Source organism: Mycoplasma sp. 4079, from assembly GCF_047785185.1.
Taxonomy (GTDB): Bacteria; Bacillota_I; Bacilli_A; order Mycoplasmatales; family Metamycoplasmataceae; genus Mycoplasmopsis.
Window position 1 is genome coordinate 146962 of record NZ_JBLNNG010000001.1, and the last position, 17751, is coordinate 164712.

Sequence of the window (17751 nt, forward strand, 5' to 3'; positions counted from 1 at the left end):
ATCTCGTACCTCCTGAGTCTGTTATTAATTTTTTTATATTATATTACTTTTAGCTCTAAATGATAGCCTTATCAAGCTGTCTAAAAACTAATTAAAAGCAAAAAAGCAGATAGCTTTTCTATCTACTTTTAATTTCAAAAATCAATACTATTTGTAAGCTAATTTCTCTTCATACATTTCTTTATCAAATGCTTTGATAAATTCAGTCATTAAATCAATTGTAGCTTGAATATCAACAAGTGAAGCTAATCCAATTGGACTGTGTAAGTATCTTTGTGGGATTGAAATTGTCATAACTGCAGCACCACCAGGAGCAAATTGTAATTCAGCTGCATCAGTTCCTCCACCCTCGGCAACATATTTGTAAGCTGGAATTTCTTTTGTAGCAGCAATATTTGTTAATACATTAATTAATTTTGGATCTGGCAATGTTCCACCATCTTTAACTAAAAGACTTACTCCTTTACCTAAAACTGGTGTTCCAGGTTTTGCACCTGTTGTATCGTGTGCAGCACCTGTATCAACAGCAAAAGCAACATCTGGATTAATGATTGAAACTGATGTTTTAGCACCTCTTGTTCCAACTTCTTCTTGAACTGTTCCTACTAAGTAAACATCACATCCTAATTCTAAATCAGCAATATTATTTGCAATAAATTCTAAAGCAGTCACACCTGCTCTATTGTCCATTGCTTTTCCACCAATAATGTTATTTGCAAAATGAATTGTTTCTCCAGATAAGAAAATTTTGTCCCCAATTTGAATGTGTGCTTCTTCAACTTCTTTTTTAGATTTGAAACCTAAATCAACAAATAAGTCTGATTCTTTAAGTGCAACTGTGATTTTGTCTCTATCCATAATATGGATACTTGTGTGTCCGAATACACCATAAAATCTTTCATTTGTTTTTGATGAAACTACAACTGCTTTTGTCCCAATAACTACAGATGGTCAAACTCCACCAATTGTTGTAACTAATATGTTTCCGTTTTCAGCAATTGATTTAACCATATAACCAACTTCATCCATGTGAGCAGCTAACATAACTTTAGGTGCATTAGCAACTTTAGATTTTTTGAAGAAAATAATTGAACCAAATGCATCACGTGAAATTTCAAAACCTGGTTTAATGTTTTTTCTTAATTCATCTGCAACTGGTTCTTCAAATCTAGAAATAGCTTCAATTGACATATATTTTTCTAATCTAGAAGCTAATTTTTCATATTTTTTTTCCATACAAACTCCTTATATTTATAGATGTTATAAATTTTATACATTTTTAGCTTTTATTCCACACATAAGCTAATCTTTTTTATGAATATAAGTACTTGCTATTTCATCAAAATACATTTGTAAATATTTCTTCATTTCAGGTGTTAAATTTCTAATTTGATTAAATGATTTACTTAACTTTTCTTGACTATCATTTGAAATTTTATCCTTGCGAATAAAGCACAACTTTCCACTTGCGTCTCAATAAATAAGATTCTGTTTATCATAAATTTTGTGAATATCAGGTGATAAATTTAACAAATTATTTACATCAGAAATCATCGTTAATGCATCTGTTTTAAATTTATCTCTTGAATCAACAATGTTTTTGGAAAATAATTTTTCTGTTTCATTTCTTATTCTTTCCCTTATTTTGTAAACAGGATAAATATGAGCTCTTTCAATTATTGTATTTTCTTCTAAATTAAATGATTGAATTGATTCAGTAGGAATTTTTTGGACTTTTGATCTAGTTCTTGAAATTTGATTTTCTATTTCATTTTGAATTTTAAATAATGTTTCTAGTGATTTTTTGACTCTTTGAATTTTATTTCTAAATTCTTTTCTAGTTTCATCATCATTAAGACCTTTCGTTTTATTTTCGTATTCAATTGTATGAATTAAATCTTGAATAGGTAAAAATGAATTATTACCACTATTTTTGAAGTAATTAATAAAATCATTTTCATTTTTTAAAGAGCTAAGTAGACTCTTAAAATCATCTTCATTTGTTACAAACATTTTAAAACTATTGTAATATCAATTGTCTTTAATAATATCCAAATACATAAGTGGATTATTTTTTAGATTTTCATAACTAGACTTTACTTCGGAACTGTTGGGTTTTTCATAACTACCTGTTGGATTATTACCTTTTAATACACCAATTAAGTTATTAAAAGTTCCTTTATAATCAAAATTAACATAATAATTCAGAGCAGTCAATTCCTGATTATTTAAAAATAAGATATTTTTATCATTTTTGTTTTCTCTAGGTTCTTGTTTTAAACTGTTGCCGATAAGCGAAAATAATTTTTCCCTACATTTAAATGTGGTGGTTTTATCCTTAAATCATCTTGTAGTAGTTTTTAAATCTAAGGATGTACCTGCAAGAAATTTTATGTATCAATAAATTAATAGTCCATTTGAATCAAAAAAGCAATAGATTTTTGCATTAAAATGATTTTTGCTGTTTTCTTTAGAAAATACGTTTAAAATGCTATAAATTTTAATTTGTTTTTTTAAATTTACAAATTCACTAGATTCAAAATTCATAATAATTAAAAATATTTTTTAATAACTTCAGTAAATATATCTTCTAAAACTTCTACAGATATGCTGTTTCCAGCTGTAAAAATCATTTTATTTTCATTAACTAAACCGGTTTGACGAACCTTTAATGCATCAACTTTATCGAACCCCATATATAGATATGCTTCTTCTGAATTTATTAAAACTAATTTATCTTCTTCTAATAAGAATTTCAGTCTTGCATTTGCACCAGAAGCTGTTAATGTAGGACCTTTGTGATCTGTTTTATAAATGTAAGATTCACTATTGAAATTAGTGTACCCCAATAATCTAGACTTATTGATTTTGTTTTTAGTTAATGTAAATGGTGTCTTTTTGTATAAAGTTAATAATTTTGTCAGATCGATATGAACAGCATTTTCATCGATGATTTGATTAAGCATTAAGTTTTTTTCATTCTTTTGAATGAATTCAAAATCTTCGCCATCCAAAATAGAAACCATAAAAACTCTTTCTCTGTTTTGAGCCGAACCTGAATCAACTGCATTTAAAACTTTTCAATAACTTTTATAACCCAATGTTTCCAATGCATCTATTCATTTGAGAAAATCATTTTTGAATTTAGATGAAACCAATGCTTTAACGTTTTCTAATAAAAATACCTTAGGTAATCTATCTAAATTATTTTTAAGAATTCTTTCAATTTCATACAATAACCCTGATCTTGTATTTTCGTTAATTCCTCTTTGTTTACCTTGTTGTGATAAATCTTGACAAGGGAATGAATAAGTAAAAATATCTATGCCTTTAGGTAAAGTGTTATAAGCAGTAATGTCTGTACCGCTCTCTCTCTCTCTCTCTCTCTCTGAAGCCATATCTTTCACTCATATAGTCATTATTAACATATGAATAAAGATAAGAGAATAAATTTCTTAATTTGTTTTCTGACATTCTCATAAAGTATTTTTTATTAACTGGTTTTTTGGAGTCGGCAGAAAAAAGATACTTGTTTAATTTATCAAGCATTTCTTCTTTAGTCAACTTATTTTCTGGTTCTAATATACCGTAGTGAATACTTAAATACGATATAATCGCATCAATATAAAAATCACATGTTCCTAGTGATTTAACTGAAAAATTCAATTTCTTAGATATATTTTTTAATGCTTTGTATTGCGAACCGATTCCTGCAAACATTTCGAATAATGTAATTTCTTTTTTCATGATTTTTTTATTTTAACGGAATTAGAGAAGCATAATTAATAAGTTAAAATATTTTTTTAATTGAGTTAAGAAAATCTATTTTTTATATTATAATATTTTAAATTATTGGGGCAGTACTCAAGAGGCTGAAGAGGCGGTCCTGCTAAGACTGTAGTGGTGGCAACACCAGCGGAGGTTCGAATCCTCTCTGCTCCGCCAATTGTTAACAAATCACTCTTTGAGTGTTTTTTTATGCACTTTTTTACTACTTTGTTCATTTTTGAAGAAATTTACTAAATATATGTATGAAAAAGATTAGTTGATTCAATATATTATTAGTAATTATTTGTTTAAGCTCAGGTGTTTTCATAAGTGTTGTTAAATTTACAGAAATAAAACAAACAAAGAAAATAGATGACGAACTAAATAAGCAAAAGAAAATTTATAAATATACAGTAGCCGGTAATGTATTATTTCCTGCTACATTTGAATCAGACAAGCCTTTATCATACAGAGATGTTTTTAATAAAGTAAAACTTAAAACAAGTTCAGATATAAGTAATTACAACCTAGATGATTTAGCAACTACATCCAGTGTCATTAATGTTGGTTTAAGAAAATACAAAATAAAATGGGAAGAAATCAAAGATGTTGAGACTTTAAAATGATTAGGTCTAAACTCAAGAGTCGCAAAGTTAATTTATAAATATCGTGAAAAGAATGAAAGTTTACACTCATGACGAGAATTGCTAGATATAAAAGGAATTTCTACTCGTACTATAGAATACTTACAAACGGTTATAGAATTAACTTAAGATGGTTTAATTTCTTTTTAATTTTATCTGTATTTTGTTTATTGCTAGTTACTTCTGATTTAATTTTATTAGTATATTTAATTCCACTCTTTATTTTTTCCATTATTTTAAAAAGAAATGACTTCGTAATTTTGTTAGCAATATTATTAACATTTTTGATATTTTTTAATCTTAAACATATCATTATAAATGCATGATTCTACAGTAATAAAGGTGTCTCCGAATCTTACACAGTGATTGATATGTCGGATAAAGCTCTTTATGTTGAGGATAAATTTATGAACAAATTCATACTCAACAGGTCTGAATTAAAATCTGTCAAAGACCAAATAACTATCTATTCAAAAATATTTATTTTAGGAACATTGAAGGAAGTTAAAGAAAAATCAAATTACTTGCTAGCTAATGAAATTGATTTTTTAATTAAACCTAACAAAGTTATTGTTGTTAATGATTGATTCAATTTAAGACATATGTTTTATAACTATTTTCTAAACAAAAATAAAGCATATTCTGATTTTATTTTCCCATTAATTTTTGGTATAAACACATCTACAAATAATGAAACATTAACTAACTTAAAAGAAATGGGAGTAGTTCATTTAATGATTGTTAGCGGTCTACACCTGGGTACTATTTACGTATTCGTTAGAATGATATTTTCAAAATTTGATAAATATGGAATCTTACAAATTCTTATACTTACTATTTATTTTCTATTTTGCAAGAAATCAGTGTCAATCATAAGAACTTATTTATTTATACTTGTCATTCATTTTTGAAAAATATTTAAAAAAGATCAAGAATTGAATGTCGGTTGTCCATTATTCGTAATAGCATTTTTATTCTTATCTTTTAGGCCTTATAGTGTTATGAACTTAGGTTATTGACTATCATATATTTTGACTATCGTTATGTTAAATGTAGATTTGGATAAATTTTGAAAACCTAAAAAATGAAAGCAAAAAGCAACAAACTTCTTTGCAGGTTATTTCGTACCCTGATTCATTTCTATATCCATAATTAGTGCATATATAAGAGAAATTAGTTTAATATCTTATGTTTACTCAATTATTTTGACACCAATATTTCAGTTTTTAATTATTTTCTTTACCTTAACTTTACCAATAACTTTTATTGCAGTTCCATTTGCTGAGTTAGCGCAATCTTTCATCCAGCTATTATCAAAAGCAAATGTTACATATAAGTTTTATTATCAATTTTGATACTGCATAATTTATCCTTTTATATACATTTATATTTCCAGATTAATGTTCTTAAAAATGAAAAGATTAGAGAAAGTCAGATCATCTGACTTTATAAAACATAGGATAGCTGAACTTGAATTAAGAATGGAGAAATTAGAATATGCAAATTAGTTCAAATAATAAAAATAGAGGGATGTTTTTAGAAAAAATAATCAACAACACTATAGCTTATTTATGACAAGAGAACATTGCATTCATTGAGAAAAAGAGCACTCCTCTTGATATAAAAAATATTCAATCAAAGACTAAAAATAATGTCTTGGGTTCATTTAGAATTAAGAAATCAACAGTGGATTACATAGGTATGTATAATGGTCAATTTATTTGTTTTGAAGCCAAGAGTACAAATAATAATTCACTCACTAAAAAATTATTTAAGAAACATCAAATCGAATATTTAAACCTTATACATAGCAATAAAGGCATTTCTTTTGCTATTGTGTACTTTTCATTATATGATGAGTTCTACAAAATAACTGTTCCAGAATTATTACAATATTTTAAAAATAAAAGTAGTGTCAAATATGAAGAAATAAAAAGAAATTCTAAAAAGTTATTTTTAGAATTTCCTGGATATTTAACATTTTTAAATTAAGCTTTAAAATCTATTAATTCACGTAAGTATTTTGAAGGTGTATATTTAACAACACGTCTTTGTGGAACCACAATAAAATCAGCATCATTTTCTGATTTTTTGAATTTGTTTACCATTTTTCTTTGTGGTTTAACTGTTGTTGAAAAAATTCCTAAATGTGATAATCTAACTTTATCTTCCATGATTAATTGTTCTTTAAGAACGAAAACCATAGCATCGAAAACTCTTTCAACATCTCTTGGTGTCATTTCAGCACGATCTGCAACTTCTAAAATGTATTCTTTTTTAGTCATTTCAATGTCTCCTTTTAAAAGCTTGTAATAACAATATTATAATACAAAAAAACTTTTTTCCACAATTTTTAGGGATAAAAGTAATTATTTTTGTTTGATTGTAGGTTTAACTTTTGTTAAAGCGATCTTATCATAATCTTTGAAGCCAAGTCCATAATACATAGCACCTGCAATTTTGTTACTGAAAAACAAAACAGGTGTTTTTTCTATGTATAGTATCCTTTCGCAAATGTTCATTACACAATCCTTTGCATAGCCTTTCTTTCTTGCTTCAGGAATTGTGAAAACACCTCCGATCATAACTGCATCTTTTGATTGACAGTTAATCGATGCATGTGATAAAACTTTCTCATTTTCGTCTTTTAGCACATATCCTCAATATGCACCTTTTTCAAATGATCTTTTTAAGTGTTTAATATCAAGCGCATGTGATGATAGTCCTGCAAATTCAGGAATTAATCTTCTACTTTCAACGATATTTTCCAGATCTGAAATTTTAATCATTGTTGATTTTAAATTGGTCGGTTTCTTAAAATCTTTTTTATTCAAAGTTAAAACATATTGATAAGTAGGTACAATATTATTCCCAATAATTACTGATAATGCATTATTTAATTCGTTATAAAGTTCTTTTTGATAGACAAAGTTCTTGATATTATATTTTTTAACAATATTCTCTAAATCTTCGTATTTACCTCTTAATTTTCTTCCGAAAATTAACAATGTATCATGGAATCTATAAAAAATTAAAACAGGTCTTTCATTTACATAATCAATGTAACTATCAATATTTTCGCCTTCTAGACCAAATGTTTCAATATCTGCAATTAACATCATATTAAGGTATTTATCTTGTGTATAAAGGAATTCTAAAATTCTATCTTTATAGTCATTAGTTAGCTTTAACATTTTTCTCATATTTTAATTATACTCTTTTGCAATAAAAATAACCAGTATATACTGGTTAAATAAATCAATTTCTCTTTGTGATTGTTCTCTCACTAATGTAGTTTTTATAGTATGCATTATTGAAAGCAATACCTAAGAACATAAAGTAAACAACTCAGTTTATAAAGAATGCAATTGTAAGGAAGAACCCTACAGGACCGCCATATTTGTCATAGTTAATGTGTTGATTAATTGTTTTAAACAATAATACTAATAAAACAATTGGAGTGGTTGATAAGATAGCTCCTTTATAAATAGATTTAATGGTTAACTTAAATGATGGAATAAGTTTGAATAAACCAACTAACATTACAAACACAAAAACAAATGAAATTAATATATAAACAAACGTATTTAATCAAATCGTTCCATTATATTTTTCTGTTATTTTTGTTTCAATGATGATATCGATGGTTGAGAAAAATCAGAATAATATTGATACAAATAAAACTAAGAATAATCCTTTTATTTTATTACCTCAATATGAACCAATTTTATTATGTTTGTAAATATAGTTATTTGCTGAAATTAATTTTCCGTATCCTGTGCTTGATATATATAGTGATGATAAAAATAGGAAAATGTTAGGTAACAATGCTTGTAAATTGAAAGCAGATGTACCTTGATCTTTCATTTGAATGCTTTGTAAGTAGTTTTGTGACCCAGGGATGAATCTTGACATAATAATTGTTATGAAGTTATCTTGGAAGTTACTTCCAACTAGATTGTTATAGCCTGGAATAAAACCGAAAAATATGTTTAACAAGAAAACCACATATATTACAGGGACAAATGATATTAATAAGTAAAATGCAGTAGACAATCAAATAAAGTTATATTCACTACTTGTGAATTTACTATATACATTATCCACCACTTTTAAACGTTTTCTATGATCTGATTCATTTCTAACTCAAATCAGTATGCTTGCGAAAAATCTAATCAAGCATTTTTTGATTATAAACTCATAAATCTTTGAGAAAAATGTAAATCTTTCAGGAAAAATTAAGTTTTGATGAAAGGTTTTTTTAGTTTTTTTAGTTACATTTTTAAGTTTTATTAACTTATTATAATCAGTGTTTGTATTAGTTTTTTTGTTTAATAAACTCATTGATTTTTTCTAAAACAATATCATTTGACAACTGTGGATTAACTTGTCCATTAGTTTCTTTCATTAATGCGCCAAGTATAAATTTAATAACTCTTTCAGGTCTAGTTTCATATTCATCTAACATTGAAATATTATTTTTAATAATTGTATCTATATAACTTGCAATAATATTTTTATCTGTTATTTGTTTTAATTTGTGCGCATCTAATAAGTCATTTATGTCACCTTCATAACTTGGTAATAGTGTTATAAGTTTTTTAAGCGACTTGCTTGAAATAACTTCTTGATCTAATAATTGTAAACTTTGAACTAAATATTCAGGTTTAATATCAAGATCAAAAACGTGTTTATTTTGTGCATTTGCTAATGAAACTACTTCTGAGAAGAAAATTTTTGATAAAGCTTCCTTATTATCATAATCAATAGAGTCAAAGTAATTAGCTAATGGTATATCATCAATTAAACTGTTAATGTAAATATCTGCAATATTTGCATCTTTATATCTTTTTACTTTTTGGTTTGGAAGCTCATTTAATTTAACATTATTAATAAATGCTTGAGATAACTTAATGATCGGAATGTTTGGATCTGCAAAATATTTGTAATCAACAGAACCTGTTTTAGTTCTCATGACCACGTTTGTGTTAGTTTGATCATCAAAACGTTTTGTTTGTTGTAATATCTCTTCACCTTTAAGAAGTTTTTCTTTTTGAATTTTAATTTCATTATCAATTGCTTTTTTGATGTTAGAAATTGAGTTCATATTTTTTATTTCAACTTTTGTACCAAATTTATCTACACCATAAGGTTTAAGCGAAATATTAATATCAGCTCTTAATGTCCCTTGTTCTAACTTACCTTCAGAAATATCTAAAAATTGCACAATTTTTCTAATCATATCAACATATAATGCAGCTTCCTCGCCGCTTCTAATCACTGGGTAAGTAACAATTTCAATTAAAGGGATTCCGGCTCTATTATAATCCAGTTTTGTAACTAAATCATCGTGGTGTTGTCTTGCAGTATCCTCTTCAAGGTGAATTCTTTCAATACCGATTTGTTTTAATCCATCTGAAGTTTGAATTTCTACATAACCATTGCTTCCGATTGGTCTAAAAAACTGTGTAATTTGATAACCTTTTGGTAAATCTGGATAAAAGTAGTTTTTTCTATCAAAATGTAATTCATCATCAATTTGCATGTTAAGAGCTTTTGCAAGTTTGATTCCGTATTCAACTGCTTTTTTATTAACTTGAGGCAATGTTCCTGGGTAAGCTAAGTCAATTTGGTGCGCTTTTGTATTAGGTTCTGCATTAAAGTCAATTCCGGCTGGTGAAAACATTTTTGTTTTAGTTTTTAATTCAACATGAATTTCAATTCCTATAATAGTTTCAAAATTATTCATTTAAATCTCCTATAAGTTCTTCAAAGTATTCTGCATAACCTAATAATTTTTCATCTGAATATAATTTTGTTTCAAGAGCTAAGTTATATGGCATATTTTCATATTCCCCTAATGGAATTGTTATTGATGGGTGACCTGATAAATTTGCACCAGTTAAAATAAAGTCCATAACACCATTTTTTGATTTATCTTCAAATAATGGAGCAATACCTACGTAAGCCGGAAAGATTAAAACATCGCCTTGTGTTTTTAAGTCCTCAAAGTATTTAGTAATAACTCTTCTGGCTTTTTGAGCTTTAATAAAAATTTCTTCTTGATTTTCTGAATATAAAAAGTAACTTCCTAAACTTAATCTCTCTTGAACCATTTTTCCAAATTTTTGACTTCTTGTATTAAACATAACTTCTTCTCAAGAGTTTCCATCAACCCTTGAACCAAAAGCTATTCCATTTAAGTTAGCTAAATTTGAACTAGCTTCAGAGAAAGAAATGATTTTGTAAACAATAGAAATTGTGTTTAAAATATCAAAATCTGGCTGCATTAATTTGACTTCTATACCTTGCTCTCTTAATTTTTCGAGTAACTGGTTAAATCTTGCATTCACATAATCTTTTGTTAATGAACTAAAATCAAGAGCGACTACTGATTTTGGTTTTGTTTTAATTACATTGTTTATTTGAACATCAACTGAAGTCATATCTTTGTCATCTTTACCAAAAACAGCTTTTGCAGTAATGATTGCATCATTTACATTATGGGTAAAGTAAGCAACTGTATCTAATGATGAAGCATAAGCAAACATTCCATATCTACTAATTGCACCATATGATGGTTTAAATCCTACTAAACCATTGAATGAAGCAGGTAATCTAACACTATCTCCAGTATCTGAACCTAAGGCAATTCCTATATTTTTTGTCATTGTTGCAGCTGAACCTGATGAAGAACCACCAACATAACGTTTAGCATCCTTAGGGTTAACTATTAAACCATAAGCACTATGAGTTCCTGTACCTCCTAAAGCTAATTCATCATTATTAACCTTAGCAACCGGAATTGCACCATTTTGTAAAAGTCTTTCAACAACAGTAGCATTGTAATAAGGTTTGAAGTTTTCTAAAATCTTACTTGAAGCTCTAGTGATTTTATCTTCTGTGGCAAAAACATCTTTGATAGTTAAAACAACACCATTAAGTAGATTGTTTGAATTTGAAACTTGTTCTGATTTTTCATATAAGCAGCTAACTGCATTATTGTTATCATTTTGAAGTTCATTGTATGCAGTTTCAAAATTACCTTTATTTAAAAATTCTCTACTCATTATTTAACCACCTTTGTAAGTAAAATAAAGTCACTATCTTTTTCTTTTGCATTATCTAAAATGTTTTCTTTTGAAACAGAATAACTCATATCTTCAATATCCTCACGTAAGAGTTCTAAAATAGGCTGCTCATTAATTCTTTCCATTGGTTTTACATTTAATAAATCAAGTTTGTCAAGAAGTTTAATTCCGTCTTGAATATCTTTTCAAATTAACAAAATTTGCTCTTGAACTTCTTTAGTAGGTTCAAACATTAATGATTTAACTATTTGGTTTAATTTTTCAATATCTAATTTTTCCATAATTAACCTTTCTTTCAATTAGGTAGGCAATATAACTCTAAATCATTTAAATAACTTAAATTATTCTTCATATTTTTATATTTAACACAATATGAATGTAACATTAATCTAGTTTCTTTTTTACCACGATACTTTTTGTCACCGTAAATAGGAAAACCTAAATTTGATAAAGTCACACGAATTTGGTGCTTTCTACCTGTTTTAATTTGTGCAATTTTTCGATTTTTTTCTGAATAAAATAAAGTTGTCGCTTGCTTAGCGTCTCTTATATTACTTTTTGCAACTTTCATTTTTTTATTTGATTCATCTTTGTAAATTCAATTGTTAACTACAAAAGGTTTATGTTCAGAAAAGTTATCTAACTTAATATCACTGATGAAAATATATTTTTTAATGATGAATTCACTATTATCATTCAATTGTCTAGCGGCCTCATAAGTTTTAGCATAAGTGATGATCCCACTTGTTTCTTTATCCAAACGACCGACGTGCGTTGGTTTAAAACTATCTGTAGGTACATATTTTAAATATGATAAAACTTGTTCATCTAATGAATCATCTTCATCGTGAACTGAAATTCCAGTCCCTTTATTTAAAACTAAAATATTTTCATCTTCATATAAAACTTTCAAATTAACTGGAGTTGATTTTTTAACTTCATATTCTTGATGCAAATCAGATTCACTTAAACCATAAATAGTGATAGTATCATTCTCATTTACAATTTGATTTTTTTGAATTTTTCTTAATCCATTTATTTTAATTTCATTTTTCCTAAATAACTTTTCAACAAATCCTTTACTTAAATTAGGCAAATATTTTTGAATAAGTTTTAAAATTGTTCTTCCTGAATCATTTAATGTTGCTTTTATTTCTATCATTTCTACCTGCTTTATTAATGTAATTATATTTTTTTATTTTATTAAATAAAATAAAAAATGTAATATCAATACTTTTAGTTAAAACATATTTTTTACCACCTAATAAAGTATTGAACAACATACAAAATGGATATTAAAATTGCTAAAAATATAGTCTCCAAGACTTAAACGAAAGTTATATATTTTATCTAAATTAAATTTAATTTATATAAAGGGGACGAATTAAACTTAGAAAATTATTAATTTTATCAGGTGTTTTAGCACCTACTATGACTATCACAGGATTTGCTATATCATGTTCCTCAATAGAACCAGAAGATAAAATCACAGATGAAGAAAGAACACAATTTACTGCAGTATTACAATCAGCTTATTCTCAATTACCTGAGAATAGTGTCATAGACACATTACCTTCACGAATGGCAAGCAAAATTAGAGAAATCAAATCAATATGTGAGACTTGATTGAATAAGTTAAAATCTTCTCAAGCAATTTCTAGAAAAGAAATTGAGGAGTCTTCTAAGAAAATCTATCAAATAAGTTTACCAACCGCTTCAGCTTTAATTGCTTCATAAAAATATTTTAATATGAAACGGACAAAGCATACTCTTTGTTCGTTTTAGTCACTTTTATCAGAAAAATAAAAATTACTATCACTAAATTTGTGATAGTAATTTTGCATCTTGAATATAATTATTCTTCTCTTTGACTTCCGAATAAGTCAAAGTCTTGATTTTCATCTTCTACACCTTCTACATAGTTAAATTCAGTCATTTTAGGCAAGTCCCTCATACTTGTTAATTTGAAGTGATCATAGAATTTGTTTGTAACTCCATATAGAACAGGGTTACCTGGTGTAGGAGAAATCCCGACTTCTTCAATAACACCTTTCATTAAAAGTGTATTAACAACTTGATCAGATGCAACACCTCTAATTGATGCAATTTGACCTTTTGTAACTGGTTGTTTGTAAGCGATGATACCAGCGACTTCGATAGCAGCATTTGATAATCTTTGTTTTTTAACAACTGAAACCATTTTTGTAACATAATCTTTGAATGTTTCTCTAGTTGCTAATTTGTAAACATCATTGAAGTTAACTACTTTAAGCGCTCTTTCTAAGTCATTAAACTCTCTTAAGAAATCTTGCATTACTTTTTTAGCTTCAGCTAAAGTAGCTAGTGAGAAAATGTCTTTAACTTGTTCTAAGTTAAGTCCATCATCTCCTTGAATGTATAATAGTGCTTCTAAAATTTTATTTTTCATCGTAAAGTTCTCCTCTAATAATTGAGATTTCTTCAAATTCTTTTTCTTGAATTATTTTTAAATATTGTTCTTTAGCTAAAACTAATACAGCAAGCAATGTAACAACAAAGTGTCCCATACTTGGTTGTGAAAAGACCATTTGGAAAGTTAATTTTTCATGTTTTCTAAGTAACTCTTTAATCATTCCATATTGATCAGATGGTGATAGTTTAAATGTTTCTAATTTTGCTGTTCTAAGTTTTTGAGCATAAACTCTTTCAAACATTTTTCTTAAAACAGCAATTAATTTAACTGGGTTAGAATGACCGTCTAACCTAGTGTCATTGGTATCAACGATAAATTCATCAACATTTGATGGATCTTTGATGAAAATATCTTGTCTATCTAATTCATATGTTTTAAGAGCTTCTTTAATCGATTTAAATTGTTCATATTCAGCTAACTGTCTCAAAATTTGTCTTTTATCTTCTTCAATTTCTTCAGGGATTTCTTGTCCTGGTTCTTGTATTGCCATAGCTGCTTTGATTTTAAGTAATGTAGCAGCCATAACTAAATAATCAGCAGCTAAATCAATATCTTGCTCTTTTAATTGAGAAATAATTTCTAAATATCTATCTGCTATTTCTACTAAGTTAATTTCATTAATACTGATCTTTTTATCTTTAACTAATGCAAGTAATAAATCTAATGGTCCATCAAAATTAAACTTTTCAACTTTAAAGCTATATTCTGAATCGTAATTTGTGTAATTAGTTTTCATCTTTTTCCTTCAATAATTCTGACTCAATTAAGCCTTTAACTCTTTCTGCTAATTTTGATGTTTCTTGATTCATAAATGTAGATGGTTTTAATGCTGGTAAAAATTTAACAGTAACTTGCTGTCTTTGCTTTTTGTGCACACTATCAGAACCTAAAGAGTTTATTATTACAGTAGGAATAATTGCCATATAATCTTTTTGTGCAACTCTAAATGCACCAGCTTTAAACTCACCTAAACCTTCACTTTTCACTCTTGTTCCCTCAGGAAAAATTACACCATATGTTTTTTGAACTTTAACAAATGCACCGAAATCTCCTAATGCATTTAAACTGTTTTTAATACTCTTTCTGTCAATAAAAACAGTGTCTAAAAGTGACAAAGTATCCTTAACTATTTTTTTCTTTTGTAGCTCGCTCTTAGCTAAAAAAGTAGGCATCATAGCTTTAGCACCTTGTTCATATGATTGTTGCTCTGTAGCTTTCATTAAGATTAAAGAGTCAAAGTTTGACTTATGGTTAGCCACTAATAACACAGAACCATTTTGTGGAAGGTTTTCATATCCCTCAATTTTTACATCCACATTGTAAAGGTTTAACATTTTTTTAGAAAGTTTGAGTAAGAAAGCATATCTTTCGATTAATTTACTTGTTTCAGGTGATTTTCTATATTTTCTAGCTTTTCATTTAATTAAAAAGTATCTGAATAATCACACTGGTGAAAATAAAATCATCTTAAAAATTACATTTACATTATATTTTTTCATTTTTCTCCTTAGAAATAGCAACGGAAATAACTAAATTATCAACATATGTAATAGAAATACAGAAGTTTTTAAATTCTCAAATATTGTTTTTTTTAACTAAATCAATATTACGAAAATCGATGTAGCTATTATCAATTTTGTAAATAGATTCTTTAATAGCTCATGCTCTGGCGAGAAATTTAGCTTTCAAATTTTGATCAGTTATTTGATTATATTCTGCTAATTCTTGCGTTGATAAAACTCTATTTATAAAAGATGTTTTTTTATTAATAAATCTATTAATATTAGTTGCATCCACACCTATTTTGAACATGTTTTATATTATATAAAATTATTTGATAAAAGGAGTATAAAATAGACTTTTTTACCTATGTAATAGGTGTATTAGTATCATCACTGTCTTCTTTGATTAATGCTCATTTCAAGATTTTTGCAAACTGATCATATTTGTTTAAAAAGTTAAAGAATACATCATCTTCTTTCGAATTCTGAAGGTTATATTTAATTTCACTACTGAATTTGTTAGTTTCATTAAATATAATTAATTGTAAAATTTCCGATGTACTAAATTCATCACAAATACAATATGGATTTGAACGAATAAATAAGTTTATTATATATTTTAATATTTTAATTATTGAGATAGCTATTAAATTAGTAAATAGAAATCCATTCATATCTTCAAATGATTTCAGAAACTTTTTATAACTACTTATCAATATATTCATCATTTGACTATTTTCATAGTTATCTACATCATTTTTTAATATATCAATTAAATCTTTCTTTTTAGGTATTTTGAAATTTGTAAAAGCGAAATGTAAACCTAAATTCTTATTATCTCTACGAATTTTCTCTCATAATTTTGGAGCTTCATAACCATCTTTTATATTGATAATGTTCTTAATTTTTGAATATTTCATTTCTTTTTCACAATATTCATCTGGTTCAATATTATTTAAACTACTTACATCAAAATTGTCATCCCTATTTTCTACGAAATTTATCAATTTGTTGAAATAAATTAAATCCTGTTTATCTATATTGATTTTATCTTTAGAACTTTCTATGTATAAGTAATTTAGACGATTTAATGGTTTCTTAGAAATAATATTTACTTTATTACTATCTTTTCTACTAAAAACTCTAGATCAAACTGTATTTATTCTCTTTTTGTAATGGTCATTTAATTTTTCAGTAAATATATTTTTAGAATACATAATATATTTAGCGACTGACTTATTAAGCTCCTTACTTTTACTTGATAAGTTCTCAATGTCAAGAGGTCAATCATAAGGAATAACTGAAATACTTTTATCATCTCTTTTATATAACTGAATAGTATCTAAAATTAGTTTATCCTTATCTGCATAAGGAAGATGTTTGAATAAGAAAACATTAATAGGTATACCTACTCAATTTGTATGTGTTATTATAGTGTAATGTTCATCTGATGTTTTTATCATTTGATTTAAATTATTGAAAATAAATTTCTTATTTTTGAAATGCTTTTCCGTAATATTTGTAATATGTAAGTAAATGTATTTATTGAATTTGTGAATTCTGTCTCTTTTTGTGAAGTTATGAACAAATCTATTTAAATTTTGCAAAATAATTTCTTTATTTTGATTTACTTTCTCAAATAAAATGTCATTAATGAACTCATCATTAGTATTTGCAGGATTATATTTTGAAATTTTTTCATTCAGTAAATCAATATTTGATATTTTATTCGAAATGATATCTGTTATGACTTTGTAAAATAATTTATGATCTATATCTTTTGTTTTGAATAGTAATCTCATTTCTTTAAACAAGATATCAAATAAGTCAAAACCTATAAATCTATATGATAACTTATCATTATCTTTATTTATTAATTCTAATCTTTGCTTCACAAAATATAAAATAAATTTTACATCTTGAAAATAAATGAATTTCTTCAATTCTTTATTTACTCTTTCAATTTTATTCTCAAATTCAGATGATAATTCTTCATTCGTCAACTTCACTACAAGGGTATTTGATGCATTAATCACATTACCTATTTGCCTTCTGCGTAAATAAAGTTTGTTTAATTCTTTGTCTTTCTTTAACTGAAGATGTCATTGTTGGCGTCTTTTTACGTTTCTTTTAGAAATATTTGTTCTTTTGATTTTTGTCATATATTAAAATTATAATATTTTTTAATAAAATAAAAAAACACCATTAAAGGTGCTAAATATTCTTTGAAAACTGAATAGTTATTTTAATAATTCATTAAAATGTCTGAATACATCTTAATATACTTTTAAACC

20 protein-coding genes and 1 tRNA gene are annotated in these 17751 nt (G+C 26.4%); 5 read left to right on the top strand and 16 right to left on the bottom strand.

All coding sequences use genetic code 4. The features are described 5' to 3' along the window. Positions 1 to 147: 147 nt before the first annotated feature. From ACMZI9_RS00485 to dcm_N, 4 genes are all read right to left on the bottom strand, one after another. Entirely contained in the window at positions 148 to 1236 is a 1089-nt protein-coding gene (locus ACMZI9_RS00485) for a M42 family peptidase (RefSeq protein WP_323176474.1), read from the bottom strand. Between the two features lie 66 nt (positions 1237 to 1302). Beyond that, positions 1303 to 2547, bottom strand: coding sequence for an MAG4270 family putative restriction endonuclease (locus ACMZI9_RS00490; protein WP_323176475.1), 1245 nt, complete (start codon positions 2545 to 2547; stop codon positions 1303 to 1305). 5 nt (positions 2548 to 2552) lie between these two features. Beyond that, a complete protein-coding gene (gene dcm, locus ACMZI9_RS00495; RefSeq protein WP_416099032.1) occupies positions 2553 to 3398 on the bottom strand; it encodes a DNA (cytosine-5-)-methyltransferase in 846 nt (281 codons plus the stop codon). Continuing rightward, positions 3343 to 3747 carry a DNA (cytosine-5-)-methyltransferase N-terminal subunit gene (gene dcm_N, locus ACMZI9_RS00500; RefSeq protein ID WP_416099034.1) on the bottom strand — a complete coding sequence of 135 codons (405 nt, stop codon included), beginning with the start codon at positions 3745 to 3747 and terminating at the stop codon, positions 3343 to 3345. The genes dcm and dcm_N overlap by 56 nt, the downstream gene beginning before the upstream one ends. A 107-nt stretch (positions 3748 to 3854) precedes the next feature. Here dcm_N and ACMZI9_RS00505 point away from each other — a divergent pair. The 4 genes from ACMZI9_RS00505 (at position 3855) to recU (ending at position 6404) form a co-directional block, all read left to right on the top strand. Then, positions 3855 to 3945 (top strand) — tRNA-Ser (locus ACMZI9_RS00505). An 86-nt stretch (positions 3946 to 4031) separates the two neighbouring features. Further along, the gene (locus ACMZI9_RS00510; RefSeq protein WP_323176477.1) at positions 4032 to 4541 is read left to right on the top strand and encodes an MAG0490 family ComEA-like DNA-binding protein; all 510 of its coding nucleotides are present in this window, start codon (positions 4032 to 4034) and stop codon (positions 4539 to 4541) included. 278 nt (positions 4542 to 4819) lie between these two features. Further along, the gene (locus ACMZI9_RS00515; RefSeq protein WP_416099037.1) at positions 4820 to 5920 is read left to right on the top strand and encodes a ComEC/Rec2 family competence protein; all 1101 of its coding nucleotides are present in this window, start codon (positions 4820 to 4822) and stop codon (positions 5918 to 5920) included. Beyond that, positions 5910 to 6404 carry a Holliday junction resolvase RecU gene (gene recU / locus ACMZI9_RS00520; protein WP_257089540.1) on the top strand — a complete coding sequence of 165 codons (495 nt, stop codon included), beginning with the start codon at positions 5910 to 5912 and terminating at the stop codon, positions 6402 to 6404. Before ACMZI9_RS00515 ends, recU begins: the two co-directional genes overlap by 11 nt. On the opposite strand, the gene ACMZI9_RS00525 is transcribed toward recU, so the two are convergent. From ACMZI9_RS00525 to ACMZI9_RS00555, 7 genes are all read right to left on the bottom strand, one after another. Continuing rightward, complete coding sequence (locus ACMZI9_RS00525) at positions 6401 to 6697, bottom strand: HU family DNA-binding protein (RefSeq protein WP_257089537.1); 297 nt, start codon at positions 6695 to 6697, stop codon at positions 6401 to 6403. The two genes, recU and ACMZI9_RS00525, sit on opposite strands and share 4 nt — an antisense overlap. A gap of 84 nt (positions 6698 to 6781) precedes the next feature. Continuing rightward, positions 6782 to 7615 (bottom strand): GNAT family N-acetyltransferase, encoded by an 834-nt coding sequence (locus ACMZI9_RS00530; RefSeq protein WP_323176479.1) that lies wholly within the window; start codon positions 7613 to 7615, stop codon positions 6782 to 6784. A gap of 46 nt (positions 7616 to 7661) precedes the next feature. Then, on the bottom strand, positions 7662 to 8756 hold the full coding sequence (locus tag ACMZI9_RS00535; RefSeq protein WP_323176480.1) for a YihY/virulence factor BrkB family protein: 1095 nt from the start codon (positions 8754 to 8756) through the stop codon (positions 7662 to 7664). Beyond that, the gene (gene gatB / locus ACMZI9_RS00540; protein ID WP_323176481.1) at positions 8731 to 10161 is read right to left on the bottom strand and encodes an Asp-tRNA(Asn)/Glu-tRNA(Gln) amidotransferase subunit GatB; all 1431 of its coding nucleotides are present in this window, start codon (positions 10159 to 10161) and stop codon (positions 8731 to 8733) included. Before gatB ends, ACMZI9_RS00535 begins: the two co-directional genes overlap by 26 nt. Beyond that, positions 10154 to 11482, bottom strand: coding sequence for an amidase family protein (locus tag ACMZI9_RS00545; protein ID WP_416099039.1), 1329 nt, complete (start codon positions 11480 to 11482; stop codon positions 10154 to 10156). Before ACMZI9_RS00545 ends, gatB begins: the two co-directional genes overlap by 8 nt. Continuing rightward, positions 11482 to 11784: a glutamyl-tRNA amidotransferase gene (locus tag ACMZI9_RS00550; protein WP_323176483.1), complete on the bottom strand. Its 303-nt coding sequence runs from the start codon at positions 11782 to 11784 to the stop codon at positions 11482 to 11484. The genes ACMZI9_RS00545 and ACMZI9_RS00550 overlap by 1 nt, the downstream gene beginning before the upstream one ends. Positions 11785 to 11786: 2 nt before the next feature. Continuing rightward, entirely contained in the window at positions 11787 to 12665 is an 879-nt protein-coding gene (locus ACMZI9_RS00555) for an RluA family pseudouridine synthase (protein ID WP_323176484.1), read from the bottom strand. 269 nt (positions 12666 to 12934) lie between these two features. On the opposite strand from ACMZI9_RS00555, the gene ACMZI9_RS00560 reads away from it, so the two are divergent. After that, on the top strand, positions 12935 to 13240 hold the full coding sequence (locus tag ACMZI9_RS00560) for a hypothetical protein (RefSeq protein WP_323176485.1): 306 nt from the start codon (positions 12935 to 12937) through the stop codon (positions 13238 to 13240). Positions 13241 to 13358: 118 nt separating this feature from the next. Here ACMZI9_RS00560 and scpB read toward each other — a convergent pair whose 3' ends face one another. From scpB to ACMZI9_RS00585, 5 genes are read right to left on the bottom strand one after another with little or no spacing between them, the layout of a single operon-like run. After that, the gene (scpB, locus tag ACMZI9_RS00565) at positions 13359 to 13931 is read right to left on the bottom strand and encodes an SMC-Scp complex subunit ScpB (RefSeq protein ID WP_323176486.1); all 573 of its coding nucleotides are present in this window, start codon (positions 13929 to 13931) and stop codon (positions 13359 to 13361) included. Then, positions 13921 to 14691, bottom strand: a complete 771-nt coding sequence (locus ACMZI9_RS00570) for a segregation/condensation protein A (protein ID WP_323176487.1) — start codon at positions 14689 to 14691, stop codon at positions 13921 to 13923. The genes scpB and ACMZI9_RS00570 overlap by 11 nt, the downstream gene beginning before the upstream one ends. Beyond that, positions 14681 to 15454 (bottom strand): lysophospholipid acyltransferase family protein, encoded by a 774-nt coding sequence (locus ACMZI9_RS00575; protein WP_323176488.1) that lies wholly within the window; start codon positions 15452 to 15454, stop codon positions 14681 to 14683. The genes ACMZI9_RS00570 and ACMZI9_RS00575 overlap by 11 nt, the downstream gene beginning before the upstream one ends. Then, complete coding sequence (locus ACMZI9_RS00580) at positions 15441 to 15767, bottom strand: 4'-phosphopantetheinyl transferase superfamily protein (protein ID WP_323176489.1); 327 nt, start codon at positions 15765 to 15767, stop codon at positions 15441 to 15443. Before ACMZI9_RS00580 ends, ACMZI9_RS00575 begins: the two co-directional genes overlap by 14 nt. A 55-nt stretch (positions 15768 to 15822) precedes the next feature. Next, complete coding sequence (locus ACMZI9_RS00585) at positions 15823 to 17619, bottom strand: hypothetical protein (protein ID WP_323176490.1); 1797 nt, start codon at positions 17617 to 17619, stop codon at positions 15823 to 15825. Positions 17620 to 17751: the final 132 nt, after the last annotated feature.